This window comes from Mycobacterium sp. UNC410CL29Cvi84 (assembly GCF_000686745.1).
GTDB lineage: Bacteria > Actinomycetota > Actinomycetes > Mycobacteriales > Mycobacteriaceae > Mycobacterium > Mycobacterium mucogenicum_B.
In genome coordinates, this window is sequence record NZ_JMLM01000003.1 from 42365 (window position 1) to 55905 (window position 13541).

The following is a 13541-nucleotide window of genomic DNA, read 5'->3' on the forward strand; positions in this document are numbered from 1 at the left end:
GTCCCGTGGATCAGTGGCAGGGGAAGCCGAGGAAGTGCCGCGAGTCGTGCACCCACTCGTGGACCACGACGGTCTTACCGAACATCGACATCATGCCCTCGTCGATGCCGACGAGGTAGTACGCCAGCACGGCAAGGAAGATCGTCACCCCGAGCAGCACTGCCACCCGGGTGGCCGAAAGCGCCTTGGTCGATACGCCCGGCTTGGAAACCGCAATACTCGTCATGGTCAAACCTCCTACGGGGTCACGCGCCCCTACATTGTTCGGTTCTGCACGACGGCGAAAGATCTGACTCGCCGCAGAGGGCTCACAGTGGCGCAACCGTGCCGGATTTCCACCGGCTTCCATGCACCGTCGTACGGGATGAACATACACGCCCAACGAAAAATACCCTCCCCCGATGTTCGGGGAAGGGCATTTTTCGCGATCGGTTACGGCAGGTTTACTCCGAGGCAGTCGCAGCGGCCTCGGCCAGGTCGGCCGATTCCTTGCGACGGCCGGCGAAGGTGAACACCGCATCCTCGGTGTTGTTGCTCTCGCCGTCCCAGTTCTCGACGTCCACGGTGACCAGCTGACCGGGGCCGACCTCCTCGAAGAGAATCTTCTCGGAGAGCTGGTCCTCGATCTCGCGCTGGATGGTCCGGCGCAGCGGGCGGGCACCAAGGACCGGATCGAAGCCGCGCTTGGCCAGCAGTGCCTTGGCCTTGTCGGTCAGCTCCATCTCCATGTCCTTGGCCTTCAGCTGCTTGCCGACCCGGCCGATCATCAGGTCGACCATCTGGATGATCTCGTCCTGCGTCAGCTGGTGGAACACGATGATGTCGTCGATACGGTTCAGGAACTCCGGGCGGAAGTGCTTCTTCAGCTCGTCGTGCACCTTGAGCTTCATCCGCTCGTAGTTGTTCTCGCCGCCACCCTGGGTGAAGCCGAGGCCAACCGCCTTGCTGATGTCGCTCGTACCGAGGTTCGAGGTGAAGATCAGCACGGTGTTCTTGAAGTCGACGGTGCGACCCTGACCGTCGGTCAGGCGGCCGTCTTCGAGGACCTGCAGGAGGCTGTTGTAGATCTCCTGGTGGGCCTTCTCGATCTCGTCGAACAGCACGACGCTGAACGGCTTGCGGCGCACCTTCTCGGTGAGCTGGCCGCCCTCTTCGTAGCCGACGTAGCCCGGAGGGGCACCGAACAGCCGCGACGCGGTGAAGCGGTCGTGGAACTCGCCCATGTCGATCTGGATGAGCGCGTCGTCGTCACCGAACAGGAACTCGGCCAGCGCCTTCGACAGCTCGGTCTTACCGACACCGGACGGGCCGGCGAAGATGAACGAGCCCGACGGACGCTTCGGGTCCTTCAGGCCGGCGCGGGTACGCCGGATGGCCTTCGAGACCGCCTTGACGGCGTCGACCTGGCCGATGATCCGCTTGTGCAGCTCATCTTCCATGCGCAGCAGACGCGTGGTCTCGGCCTCGGTCAGCTTGAAGACCGGGATGCCGGTCCAGTTGCCCAGGACCTCGGCGATCTGCTCGTCGTCGACCTCGGCGACCACGTCGAGATCACCCGAACGCCACTGCTTCTCCCGCTCGGCGCGCTGGGCGACCAGCGTCTTCTCCGAGTCGCGCAGCCGGGCTGCCTTCTCGAAGTCCTGCGCGTCGATGGCCGATTCCTTCTCCCGGCGGGCATCGGCGATCTTCTCGTCGAACTCGCGCAGGTCTGGCGGAGCGGTCATCCGGCGGATGCGCATGCGGGCGCCGGCCTCATCGATGAGGTCGATGGCCTTGTCCGGCAGGAACCGGTCGTTGATGTAGCGGTCGGCCAGGGTGGCCGCGGCCACCAGCGCACCGTCGGTGATGGAGACGCGGTGGTGCGCCTCGTAGCGGTCACGCAGACCCTTGAGGATCTCGATGGTGTGCTCGACGGTCGGCTCACCCACCTGCACCGGCTGGAACCGGCGCTCGAGGGCGGCGTCCTTCTCGATGTACTTGCGGTACTCGTCGAGCGTCGTCGCACCGATGGTCTGCAGCTCGCCACGGGCCAGCTTCGGCTTCAGGATGCTGGCGGCGTCGATGGCGCCCTCGGCGGCACCCGCACCCACGAGCGTGTGCAGCTCGTCGATGAACAGGATGATGTCGCCGCGGGTGTTGATCTCCTTGAGGACCTTCTTGAGGCGCTCTTCGAAGTCACCGCGGTAGCGGCTGCCGGCGACCAGCGAACCCAGGTCCAGCGTGTAGAGCTGCTTGTCCTTGAGGGTCTCGGGGACCTCGCCGTGCACGATGGCCTGCGCCAGGCCCTCGACGACGGCGGTCTTACCGACACCGGGCTCACCGATCAGCACCGGGTTGTTCTTGGTGCGGCGGCTCAGCACCTGCATGACCCGCTCGATTTCCTTCTCGCGGCCGATGACCGGATCGAGCTTGCCCTCGGCGGCGGCGGCGGTCAGGTTGCGACCGAACTGATCGAGCACGAGCGACGTCGACGGGTTGCCCGTCTCGCCACCGCGGCCACCGGTACCGGCTTCGGCGGTCTCCTTGCCCTGGTAGCCCGAGAGCAGCTGGATGACCTGCTGACGCACGCGGGTCAGCTCGGCGCCCAGCTTCACGAGCACCTGGGCGGCGACGCCCTCACCCTCGCGGATCAGGCCGAGCAGGATGTGCTCGGTGCCGATGTAGTTGTGGCCGAGCTGCAGCGCCTCGCGCAGCGACAGCTCGAGCACCTTCTTGGCGCGCGGCGTGAACGGAATGTGGCCGGACGGCGCCTGCTGGCCCTGGCCGATGATCTCCTCGACCTGGCTGCGCACACCCTCCAGCGAGATGCCCAGCGATTCCAGCGACTTGGCAGCTACGCCCTCGCCCTCATGGATGAGGCCAAGCAGGATGTGCTCGGTGCCGATGTAGTTGTGGTTGAGCATCCGGGCTTCTTCTTGAGCCAAGACGACGACCCGGCGGGCCCGGTCGGTGAATCTCTCGAACATCGGTGTTACCTGCTCTCCCTCGTAGCGCAGCTCCTGCCACGTCACTTCGCGTGTCGCGACGCTGTGCGCCTACCGTCCACTCTAATGGGCGGCGACCATGCGTGCCCTGCGGTATCCCCTAGCTCGCAAGGCCACTCAGCGCTGCGAAAAGGCCAACGCGCTGCGGCGACGAAACGTTTCCCGGATCAGCCTGACCGGGCTACGCCGAAAGCGAACAGAGAAACTGCGGGCAATCCTGAATTCTGTTGCCCGCGGGCTCAGGTGGCGGCGTGGAACGCGTCGATGATCTCCGCCGGAATACGGCCCCGGCTGGAGACATTGTGACCGTTGCGGCGCGCCCATTCCCGGATGGCGGCGCTCTGCTCACGGTCGATGGACGCGCGGCCCCGCCCCGTGGCACCGGTGCTGGCGCGGCCGCGGCGGCGACCACCGACACGACGGCCGGCCTCGACCCATTTCTTCAAATCATTCCGAAGCTTGGTGGCGTTCTTGGTGGTGAGGTCGATCTCGTAGTTCACCCCGTCGAGAGCAAATTCGACCGTCTCATCCGCCGCACCTTCACCGTCGAAATCGTCGACGAGCGTGACAGTCACTTTCTTTGCCATCGGCCCACACTAACCCTTCTGCCTCGGAAAAATGCAGAATCGACTCTGCCATAACAATGCTGGCATAGGAGTTCAATTCCTTCAACAAGTCTCAGGGTCAGCTCAGTTTTCAGTCCGCTTGGCGCCGCACAATCGGGAACAAAACCGTGTCCCTAATCGTCAACCCCGTCAACGCCATCAGCAAGCGGTCGAGTCCCATTCCTGTTCCGGTCGTCGGCGGCATCGCATACTCCAATGCGATAAGGAAATCCTCATCAAGTCGCATTGCCTCGTCGTCACCGGCCGCGGCGGCACGCGCCTGCGCCTCGAAACGCTCGCGTTGAATCACCGGATCGATCAACTCCGAATAGCCGGTGGCTAGCTCGAACTTCCGGACATACAGATCCCACTTTTCCGTAACGCCCGGAATAGTGCGGTGGGCGCGAGTGAGCGGCGTGGTCTCCACCGGGAAATCCCGGACGAACGTCGGCGCCCAAAGGTGATCACCGACGGTGTGCTCCCACAGTTCCTCGATCAATTTCCCGTGGCCGTATCCACGGTCGCGGGGAATCTCGGCACCCAGCCGTTCGGCCACCTTCCACAGGTACTCGACGGAAGTCTCCGGAGTGATCTCCTCACCCAGCGCTTCCGACAACGACGGATACATTTCGACGGTCGCCCATTCACCGTCGAGGTCATAGGTGGAACCGTCCGGCAGCGGGACCATTCGGGTCCCAATGGCCTCGTCGGCAACCTCCTGAATAAGCTCACGCGTCACAATCGCGGAATCGTCATATGTGCCGTAGGCCTGATATGTCTCCAACATCGCAAATTCCGGTGAATGCGTGGAATCCGCGCCCTCGTTGCGAAAGTTCCGATTAAGCTCAAAAACCTTCTCGAAGCCACCGACCAGGCAGCGCTTCAGGAACAACTCGGGCGCGATGCGCAGGTACAGATCCGCATCGAGCGCGTTGGAGTGCGTGATGAATGGCCGCGCCGCGGCGCCACCGGGCAGCGTCTGCAACATCGGGGTCTCGACTTCGAGAAAACCGCGACGCTCCAATGCCGAGCGCAATGCCCGTACCACCGCAATGCGCTGCCGGGCGACATTGCGGGCCTCGGGGCGCACGATCAGGTCGACGTACCGCTGCCGGACCCGGGTCTCTTCATTCAGTTCCTTGTGCGCGACGGGAAGCGGTCGCAGGGCCTTGGACACAATTTGCCAGTTCTGGGCAAGCACAGATAATTCACCGCGGCGGGAACTGATGACCTCGCCCTCGATGAACACGATGTCGCCCAGGTCGACGTCGGCCTTCCAGGCGTCGAGCGACTCCTGGCCCACCTTGTCCAGGCTCAGCATGGCCTGCAGCTGCGTGCCGTCGCCCTCCTGCAGCGTCGCGAAGCACAGCTTTCCCGAGTTCCGGGCGAACACGACGCGCCCTGCCACACCGACGATGTCGCCGGTCGCGGTGTCCGCGGCGAGCTCCGGGTACGCCGCCCGCAGCTCTGCCAGGGTGTGGGTACGCGGCACCTCGACCGGATACGGATCGCGCCCCTCGGCCAGCAGCCGCTCACGCTTGGCCTGGCGGATGCGGAACTGCTCGGGAATGTCGGGGCTGTCGGCTTCGCTCACGAAATGCCAGCTTAAATGAAGCCCATGGCCACCAGTTTGGAGCAGTCCGCCGTAGACGCGCTGGACCACGAGCCGATCGACTGGAAATTCAAGGGACTGCCGGCCTCGTGGTGGGGCCAGACCCCTGCTCAGGTGTGCCGTCGACGCCCCAGTCTGTTCGCCGACGGCGCGGTATCGCCGGTGTGCACGCTGCGTACGCAGCCCCTGGTGCACAACATGGTCACCATGGCGCGCTGGTGCCGCCGCCGGGGCGTACAGCTCGCGCCGCACGGCAAGACCCACATGTCACCGCAGCTGCTGGCCCGCCAGCTCGGCGCGGGTGCGGTGGCCGTCACGGCCGCCACCATCAGCCAGGTCCGGGTGTTCCGCGCGTTCGGGGTGCGCCGGATCATCCTGGCCAACGAGCTCGTCGACGTCACCGGGCTGCGGTGGCTGGCCGCCGAACTGGACGCCAACCCCGACTTCGAGCTGACGTGCTGGGTCGACTCGGTGCGCGGCGTGCAGCTCATGACGTCCGCGCTCACCGGCCGTCGCCGCCAGGTGGACGTCTGCGTCGAGGTCGGTCAGCCGGGCGGCCGCACCGGCTGCCGCGACGCCGAGACCGCCGACGCCGTGGCGCGCGCGGTGGTGGACTCGGACCGGCTGCGGCTCGTCGGCGTCGCCGGATACGAGGCGGCGACGGGCCATGAGGTCGGCGACGCCGCGGTGGCTGCCGTCACGGGCTACCTGCAGTCGATGCGGGACACCGTCATCCGGTTGCACCCGCTGTTCGAGACCGACGAGATCTTGGTGACGGCCGGCGGCAGCACGTACTTCGACCTGGTCGCCGACATCCTGACCGGCTGGCCCGAGGGCATGACGGTGCACACCGTCCTGCGCAGCGGCTGCTACCTGACGCACGACGACGGTCTGTACGCCCGCACGACACCGCTGGGCCGTACCGACGACGCCCACCTGGAGCCCGCGCTCAGCGTGTGGGCGCAGGTGCTGTCGCGGCCCGAACCCGACCTCGCCATCGTGGGCATGGGCCGCCGGGACGTGTCGTTCGACCAGGACCTGCCCGTGCCCTACGGACGGCCCGACAGCCGCGTCGAGAAGCTCAACGACCAGCACGCCTACCTGCGGCTGGCACCGGCCGACCAGGACCTGGCCGTCGGCGACTGGCTGGAATTCGGCATCTCACACCCCTGCACGGTGTTCGACAAGTGGCAACTGATCCCGGTGCTCGACGCCGACCACCGGGTGGTCGAGTTGGTCCGGACGTTCTTCTAGCCGCGGCGGGCGTTGCGCTGGTTGCGCTCGAAGACCAGTCGGAGGCCGTCGAGGGTGAGGTTCTTGTCGTAGTGCTGCACGGTCCGCAGATCGGGCAGCACCAGCTGCGCGGTGTGCCCGGTGGCGACGACCGTGACGTTGTGGCCGTCGAAGCCGTCGACGTCGTCACGTACCCGGTTCACCAGACCGTCCACCAGAGCGGCGAAACCGAACACCGCACCGGCCTGCATGCACTCGACGGTGTTCTTGCCGATCACCGATCGCGGCCGGGTCAATTCGACGCGGCGCAGCGCCGCCGACCGCGCCGCCGCGGCGTCCGAGGACACCTGGACACCGGGCGCGATGGCACCGCCGAGGAACTCACCCTTGGCCGAGACGACGTCGACGCAGATCGACGACCCGAAGTCGACGACGATGGCCGCGGTGCCGTACTTGTGGTACGCCGCAAGGCAGTTGACGATGCGGTCGGCCCCGACCTCTTTCGGGTTGTCCACCAGCAGCGGGATGCCGGTGCGCACCCCCGGCTCGATCAGCACGTGCGGCACCTTCGGCCAGTACTGGTCCAGCATCACCCGGATTTCGTGCAGCACCGACGGCACCGTCGACAAACCCGTTGCCCCGAGCAGGTTTTCGGCGTCGTCACCGATCAAGCCGTCGATGGTCAGCGCGAGCTCGTCGGCCGTCACCTCCGACTCGGTCCGAATCCGCCAGTTCTGCACCACTTTTGCGTGATCTCCGGAGCCGGAGATCAACCCGACGATGGTGTGGGTGTTGCGGACATCGATTGCCAGCAGCACCGGCGTTACCGCGGCGACAGCAGGCCGTCGACACCGTCCGGGACGTGCGCGGCGTCGTGCGAGAAGTCGATCTGCCGGTTCTGCGCGTCCACGAAGATGACGTTCGGCTGGTAGGTGCGGGCCTCGGCGTCGTCCATGGTGGCGTAGGCGATGAGGATCACCAGGTCACCCGGGTGGATGAGATGCGCTGCGGCGCCGTTGATCCCGATGATGCCGGTACCGCGCTCACCGGTGATGGCGTAGGTGACCAGCCGGTTGCCGTTGTCGATGTCGACGATGGTGACCTGCTCGCCCTCGAGGATGTCGGCGGCGTCCATCAGGTCGGCGTCGATGGTCACCGAACCCACGTAGTGCAGGTCCGCCTGCGTCACCGTGGCCCGGTGAATCTTGGACTTCAGCATGGTGCGAAACATCAATTCCTCCAAGGTAATTCGTGGCTACCGTCATTGCCGATGGCAGACCCCACATTGGGGTGACCGTCGATCCCTGCGGATGCACCGATATCGATGGCGATGTTGTCCAACAATCTGGTCGTGCCGAGCCGGCCCACCACCAGCAAGCGGGCCGGGCCCGAAGCCGGTGCCGGACCCAGCCATGGGTCCCGGACCTCCAGATAGTCGACGTCGATGGCGGGTACCTCATCGAGGACCGCCCGGGCCGCATCGAGTGCGGCGGCCGCGCCGTGCGACGCGGAGTACTTGCCGGCGAGCAGCGCCGCGGACAATGCCCCGGCCTGTTCGCGCTGTTCAGCATCGAGGTAGCGGTTGCGCGACGACATGGCCAGTCCGTCGGACTCGCGCACGATCGGCACCGCCTGGATGCGCACTTCGAGGTCGAGGTCGTCGACCATCTGGCGCACCAGAACCAGCTGCTGGTAATCCTTTTCGCCGAAGAACGCGCGATCGGGTCGCACGATGTTCAGCAGCTTGAGCACCACCGTCAGCATCCCGGCGAAGTGCGTCGGCCGCGAGCCGCCCTCCAGCTCGGCACCCAGCGGGCCCGGGACGACGGTGGTGCGCTGGCCGTTGGGGTACATCGCGGCAGCGCTGGGCGCGAAGACGATGTCGACGTCCTCGCCCCGCAGCAGCTCGACGTCGGAGTCCAGCGTCCGCGGGTAGGCGTCCAGGTCCTCACCCGCGCCGAACTGCAAGGGGTTGACGAAGATCGATACCACCACGACGGCGCCGGGCACCTTCTTGGCCGAACGCACCAGCTCCAGGTGACCCTCGTGCAGCGCGCCCATGGTCGGCACGAGCATCACGCGGCGCCCTGTCGCGCGCAGCACCCGCGACACATCCGACACGTCGGTCGGATTGGTGTAGAGGTTCAGCTCGCCGGCGGTGAACTTCGGCGGCCTGCGATCGGTCACTGCGCTCTCCCTGAGTCGTTCAACACGGCGAAAACCTCTTCGGGTGCGTGGGCACGTTGTGCGGTGCGCAGCGACATGGCCCGATATGCCTGCGCCAGTTCGGGATTCACTTCTTCCATGGCGCGCAGGTGGGCCGCGACAGCGGCGCCGTCACCCCGGGCCACCGGGCCCGTCAGCGCACTCTGCCCGCGCTGCAGCGCGTTCTCCAGGGAAGCCCGCGCCAGCGGCGCGAGGATGCGCTCGGCGATGCCGGCGGGGTCGCCCGTGACGAGTTCCTGTCCCAGCAGTTCCTGCCCGGCCAGCGCATCGCGCAGGGCTTCGACGGCGTCGAGGACGACGGTGATGACGTGATTGCCGGCGTGCGCCAGGGCCGCGTGATAGAGCGTGCGGGCGTCTTCGCGAACCCGGAACGGTTCGCCGCCGATTTCGAGAACAAGGGATTGGGCGATGGCGTAGCCGATGTCGTCGGCCGCGGTGATGCCGAAACAGGTCTCCGACAGCCGGGTGATGTCTTCGTCCGCGCCGGTGAACGTCATGGCCGGGTGGATGGCCAGCGGGATACAGCCCTGCTCGGTCAGCGGGGCCAGCACGGCGATGCCGTTGGCGCCCGAGGTGTGCACGACGATGGTCCCGGGCCGGACCGAACCGGTGGCCGCCAGGCCGGCGACGACGGACGTCAGCTCGGCGTCGGGCACGGCCAGCAGCAGAAGTTCGGCTTTGGCGGCGACGTCGTGCGCGGGCAATACCTGGGTGTCGGGCAGCCGGCGCTCGGCACGGCCGCGCGACGCGTGGGAGATCGCGCTACACGCGACGACGACGTGGTCGGCGCGCTCGAGCGCCACACCCAGCGCACTGCCGACCCGCCCTGCGGAAATGATTCCGACAGTGAGCCGGGCCGGACGCAGTCCGTCGAGCTGCTTCATTGCAGCGACCTCACAATTGGTGGTTTCTCCTCGTTCCAGTCCTGCTCGGCAGGTACCGGACGGTCACCGCAGAGCGTAGCTCAGTCCTCGCGGCGACGTCGACGGCCGCCGCCGCTGGTGTTGGCCTGCAGCCGCGCCAGCAATTCCGCCGCCGGTTGCCCGCCAACGTGCTGACCTGCGGGTTCGTCGTCCGGTTCGGCGCGGCGCCGACGACCGGATGTGACAGGGGTCTCTGTCGCGGGCGGCTCGACGGGGGCCCCGTGGCGGCCGCGGCGCGGCGGTTCGGGGGTCGGCTCGGGAGCGGGCGGGACGACCGGCAGGGTCATGGTCGGCTCGGGACCACGGTCCTGGACCGGCGGCGGAGGCGGCGTCGGTTCCGGCGTCACCGGGGCCCAGTTGCTGCCGGGCTGACCGGCCGGAATCCACTGGCCCTCGGCCGGGGTGGGCTGCCAGTCGGACGGCGCCGGCTGCGGGGGCAGACGGTGCGCGCCACCGAACGGCGGCTGCGGCGGCGGGGGCGGCGGTGCCCAGGGATCCGGCGGTACGTGCGGCTCGGCCGCCACGTCGATGATGGGGCTCTCTTCGGTGTTCGGCTCCGACATCAGGTCCGGCCGGTCCTCGGTGTCGATCCGGCTGGCGACGACGCGGCCGACCGGCGCGGACTGCCCGCTGCGGTCGGTCTCGAGCGCCGGGCGGTGGGCCAGATCGGTGTCGAAGTAGAACTCGAGGTTGGCGCGCAGCGCGGCCAGCTCCGCACGCAGCGCCGCGACCTCGTCGGCCGACTGGGCGCGCAGTTCGGAGGCCAGCTCACGGCGCAGATGCGATTCCAGCGACAGTTCGTATTCGCGACGCGCCGCGATCTCGCGGTCCAGCTGCAGGTCGTACACGAGCTTGAGGTCGCGGGCCCGGGCCTGGTCCAGATCGGCCTGGCGCCGGTAGATGAACGAGGCGAACGCCGCCGCCACCGCGGCCCACAGGGCAATGACCACGGCGAGTTTCAGCAACTCGACCTGATCGGTGAACACCAGCGCGGAACTGGCGATGATCGCGAGCACCAGCAACGCCGTCAGCAGCAACCAACCCGGCCTGCGGTTCGCACGCCTGCCGCGCGCAGCCCGGGTCGGATCGATCATGGGCTGACTGTACCGTTTTGCCTTCCCATCGCAGGTCGACCGACACCCCGTCCGGACGGATCGTTACCTATTCGGTTGCGCCGTCGGACTTCTCCGGCGGGTCCAGCGGTGCGCGGCAGCAATGCTGCAACCACAGACTCGCCACCACCAGGGCCAGCGCACTCACCGCGGCGACCGTCACACCCGGGAAATCGGCCGCGGCCACCCGCAGTACACCGCGCCGCGGGAGCACGTAACCGAGCACGCCGAGCCACCAGCCGAGGGCCAGCGCACCGACCCAGGCCGACGCCTTGGCCACCACCACCGACCGCGCGACCGCCAGCGGATGGATCCGGCCGGCCCCCACCCCGATGGCACCGTCGCGGATCTTGGCCCGCAGGAAGAACGCCCAGCCCGCCTCCACGGCGGCAAAAACCAACAGCGACAAGCCCGTCCACACCGTGATCGGTGGGAACCAGCGGTACACCACGATCACCAGCAGGTACGCGACGACCGTGGCCAGCGCCGTGCCGATCGCCAGGTCCCGCTTCCGGGTGGGTCCCATCAGGGCACCAGCGCCAGGTCGGTGCGGCGCACGCCGTCGCGCTCGCCGGCGTCGATGGCGGCCAGCAGCTCGGTGACCGGAACACCTCGCAGTTGGGCGGCGGGGTCGGCGGCCAGCCACGGCACCAGCACGAAAGCGCGCTGATGCGCCAGCGGATGCGGCAATGTGAGGACCGGATCGTCAGAGCGCACTTCGCCGTCGCCGTCGTGGCAGCTGACGATGTCGACATCGAGAGTTCGTGGGCCCCAACGCTGTTCGCGCACCCGGTCCGCCGCGTTCTCGAACTCGTGGGCCCGCCGCAGCCAGCCGGGACCGTCGAGGCCGGGATCGTCGGCCAGCAGCACGGCGTTGAGGAACGGCCCCTGCTCGACACCGCCCCAGGCCGCCGTCTCGTAAACCGGGGAGACGGCCCGGACCGCACCGCGCAGCCCCGAGACCACCGACTGCAGGTGAGCGAGCCGGTCGCCCAGGTTGGAGCCGATGGAAAGAACGACGCTAGCCACGACCGCCCCGCCTCGACCGGCGCGCCACGACCGCAACGTCCTTGAACGTCAACGGGATCGGCGCACTGGGCTTGTGCAGCACCACCTCGACGGCGTGGACGCGCTGGTCGGTCATCACCGAGTCGGCGATCTCGGCCGACACCGTCTCGATCAGATTCCGCGGCGGCCCCGCGATGATGTCGGCGGCCTGCTGCGCCAGCGCGCCGTAGTCCAGGGTGTCCGACAACTCGTCGCTCATCGCGGCCGCGACCAGGTCGATCCACACCGTGATGTCGACAATGAAGTCCTGCCCGTCCTGCCGCTCGTGGTCGAAGACGCCGTGGTTGCCACGAACGGTCAAGCCCCGCAGTTCGATTCGATCAGCCATGCCAGGCCCCCACCACTTTCACCGCATCAACCGACGCCTGCACATCATGCACCCGCACTCCCCACGCGCCCTGCTGCGCCGCCAGCGCCGAGATCACCGCGGTGGCCGTCTCCCGGCCGTCGGGTGCGCGCGGCGTGCCGTCGGCATCGGCCAGCAGGGTGCCGAGGAACCGCTTGCGCGACGCCCCGACCAGCACCGGGATGCCGGTGGCCACGAATTCGGGCAGCGCCCGCAGCAGCGCCCAGTTGTGCTGCGCCGACTTGGCGAAGCCCAGACCCGGATCGATGATCAGGTTGCCCGGATCGACGCCGGCCGCCACCGCGTCGTCGACCGCGGTGAGGAGTTCGGCCCGGACATCGGCCACGACGTCGGCGTACTCCGGGATCCGGTGCGGCTGCTCGGCATCGACCTCGCGCCAGTGCATCAGCACCCACGGCACCCGCGCGCCCGCCAGCAGCGGGGCCATGTTCGGATCGGCCCGGCCACCTGAAACGTCGTTGACGATGTGCACGCCGCATTCCAGTGCGGCCTCGGCCACGTCGGCGTGCATGGTGTCGACGCTGACCGTGATGCCTTGTGCGACAAGCTCTCTGATCACCGGAAGGATGCGGCCGCGTTCGACCTCGGGATCCAGCCGGGCGGCGCCGGGCCGGGTGGACTCCCCACCGACGTCGATGATCTGTGCTCCCTGGGCCGCCAGCGCCAGACCGTGCTCGATCGCGCGATCGTGGTCGAGGAAGCGTCCACCGTCGGAGAACGAGTCGGCCGTGACGTTGACGACGCCCATGACCTGCGTGGAAAGTGTCACGGCCTGGGCGAGCGGAGCGACGGGATTCACTTCCGCAGGATCAGATCCAGCGCTTCGGCTCGCGACGACGCGCAGGTCTTGAACTGGCCGCGCACCGCCGAGGTGGTGGTCACCGCGCCGGGCTTGCGGACTCCGCGCATCGCCATGCACAGGTGCTCGGCCTCGATCACCACGATGGCGCCCTGCGGGTTCAGCTTGCGCATCAGGGCGTCGGCGATCTGGCCGGTCAGCCGTTCCTGCACCTGGGGCCGCTTGGCGTACAGGTCGACCAGGCGGGCGATCTTGGACAGCCCGGTCACCCGGCCGTCCTCGCCCGGGATGTAGCCGACATGCGCGACGCCGTGGAACGACACCAGGTGGTGCTCACACGTCGAGTACATCGGGATGTCCTTGACCAGCACGAGCTCGTCGTGGCCCTCGTCGAAGGTGGTGTCGAGCACCGAGTCGGGGTCGGTGTACAGCCCGCCGAAGATCTCTTCGAAGGCGCGGGCAACGCGGCCGGGGGTGTCCCGGAGCCCGTCCCGGTCCGGGTCCTCGCCCACGGCGAGCAGCAGCTCACGCACTGCTGCTTCGGCTCGATCGTGATCGAACTTCGGCGGGGTGAGCCTGGCCGAATGGATCTGCGACCGCGTCATCTATGCG

Annotated in this window: 15 protein-coding genes and 1 riboswitch; of the genes, 1 reads left to right on the top strand and 14 read right to left on the bottom strand. The window is 67.8% G+C overall.

The features are described 5' to 3' along the window. Window positions 1–10 precede the first annotated feature (10 nt). The 4 genes from BR47_RS0106415 to lysS all read right to left on the bottom strand — a co-directional run bounded on the left by BR47_RS0106415 (window position 11) and on the right by lysS (window position 5183). The gene (locus BR47_RS0106415; RefSeq protein WP_029118954.1) at window positions 11–226 is read right to left on the bottom strand and encodes a CbtB domain-containing protein; all 216 of its coding nucleotides are present in this window, start codon (window positions 224–226) and stop codon (window positions 11–13) included. Window position 227: 1 nt separating this feature from the next. After that, window positions 228–374, bottom strand: a riboswitch (adenosylcobalamin (AdoCbl) riboswitch). A gap of 69 nt (window positions 375–443) precedes the next feature. Beyond that, window positions 444–2966, bottom strand: a complete 2523-nt coding sequence (gene clpC1 / locus BR47_RS0106420) for an ATP-dependent protease ATP-binding subunit ClpC (protein ID WP_029105103.1) — start codon at window positions 2964–2966, stop codon at window positions 444–446. A 257-nt stretch (window positions 2967–3223) separates the two neighbouring features. Then, a complete protein-coding gene (lsr2, locus tag BR47_RS0106425; RefSeq protein WP_020100914.1) occupies window positions 3224–3571 on the bottom strand; it encodes a histone-like nucleoid-structuring protein Lsr2 in 348 nt (115 codons plus the stop codon). 109 nt (window positions 3572–3680) lie between these two features. After that, a complete protein-coding gene (gene lysS, locus BR47_RS0106430; RefSeq protein ID WP_029118955.1) occupies window positions 3681–5183 on the bottom strand; it encodes a lysine--tRNA ligase in 1503 nt (500 codons plus the stop codon). 24 nt (window positions 5184–5207) lie between these two features. Here lysS and BR47_RS0106435 point away from each other — a divergent pair, with 24 nt between their 5' ends. Continuing rightward, window positions 5208–6455, top strand: a complete 1248-nt coding sequence (locus tag BR47_RS0106435; RefSeq protein WP_029118956.1) for an alanine racemase — start codon at window positions 5208–5210, stop codon at window positions 6453–6455. Here the strand turns inward: BR47_RS0106435 and BR47_RS0106440 are convergent. The 10 genes from BR47_RS0106440 to folE all read right to left on the bottom strand — a co-directional run bounded on the left by BR47_RS0106440 (window position 6452) and on the right by folE (window position 13534). After that, a complete protein-coding gene (locus BR47_RS0106440) occupies window positions 6452–7252 on the bottom strand; it encodes a type III pantothenate kinase (RefSeq protein ID WP_020100917.1) in 801 nt (266 codons plus the stop codon). The two genes, BR47_RS0106435 and BR47_RS0106440, sit on opposite strands and share 4 nt — an antisense overlap. Window positions 7253–7257: 5 nt before the next feature. Then, complete coding sequence (gene panD / locus BR47_RS0106445) at window positions 7258–7665, bottom strand: aspartate 1-decarboxylase (RefSeq protein ID WP_020100918.1); 408 nt, start codon at window positions 7663–7665, stop codon at window positions 7258–7260. Continuing rightward, window positions 7665–8621 carry a pantoate--beta-alanine ligase gene (gene panC, locus BR47_RS0106450; RefSeq protein WP_029118957.1) on the bottom strand — a complete coding sequence of 319 codons (957 nt, stop codon included), beginning with the start codon at window positions 8619–8621 and terminating at the stop codon, window positions 7665–7667. Before panC ends, panD begins: the two co-directional genes overlap by 1 nt. Then, window positions 8618–9544: a Rossmann-like and DUF2520 domain-containing protein gene (locus tag BR47_RS0106455; protein WP_029118958.1), complete on the bottom strand. Its 927-nt coding sequence runs from the start codon at window positions 9542–9544 to the stop codon at window positions 8618–8620. Before BR47_RS0106455 ends, panC begins: the two co-directional genes overlap by 4 nt. Window positions 9545–9624: 80 nt before the next feature. Then, window positions 9625–10677, bottom strand: a complete 1053-nt coding sequence (locus tag BR47_RS0106460; protein ID WP_020100921.1) for a DUF6779 domain-containing protein — start codon at window positions 10675–10677, stop codon at window positions 9625–9627. 67 nt (window positions 10678–10744) lie between these two features. Further along, window positions 10745–11221, bottom strand: a complete 477-nt coding sequence (locus tag BR47_RS0106465; protein WP_020100922.1) for a DUF3180 domain-containing protein — start codon at window positions 11219–11221, stop codon at window positions 10745–10747. Continuing rightward, window positions 11221–11724 (bottom strand): 2-amino-4-hydroxy-6-hydroxymethyldihydropteridine diphosphokinase, encoded by a 504-nt coding sequence (folK, locus tag BR47_RS0106470; RefSeq protein ID WP_029118959.1) that lies wholly within the window; start codon window positions 11722–11724, stop codon window positions 11221–11223. The genes BR47_RS0106465 and folK overlap by 1 nt, the downstream gene beginning before the upstream one ends. Further along, window positions 11717–12091 carry a dihydroneopterin aldolase gene (folB, locus tag BR47_RS0106475; protein WP_020100924.1) on the bottom strand — a complete coding sequence of 125 codons (375 nt, stop codon included), beginning with the start codon at window positions 12089–12091 and terminating at the stop codon, window positions 11717–11719. The genes folK and folB overlap by 8 nt, the downstream gene beginning before the upstream one ends. Beyond that, on the bottom strand, window positions 12084–12878 hold the full coding sequence (gene folP / locus BR47_RS0106480; RefSeq protein WP_029118960.1) for a dihydropteroate synthase: 795 nt from the start codon (window positions 12876–12878) through the stop codon (window positions 12084–12086). The genes folB and folP overlap by 8 nt, the downstream gene beginning before the upstream one ends. 47 nt (window positions 12879–12925) lie before the next feature. Next, on the bottom strand, window positions 12926–13534 hold the full coding sequence (folE, locus tag BR47_RS0106485; RefSeq protein WP_020100926.1) for a GTP cyclohydrolase I FolE: 609 nt from the start codon (window positions 13532–13534) through the stop codon (window positions 12926–12928). Between the last annotated feature and the right edge of the window lie 7 nt (window positions 13535–13541).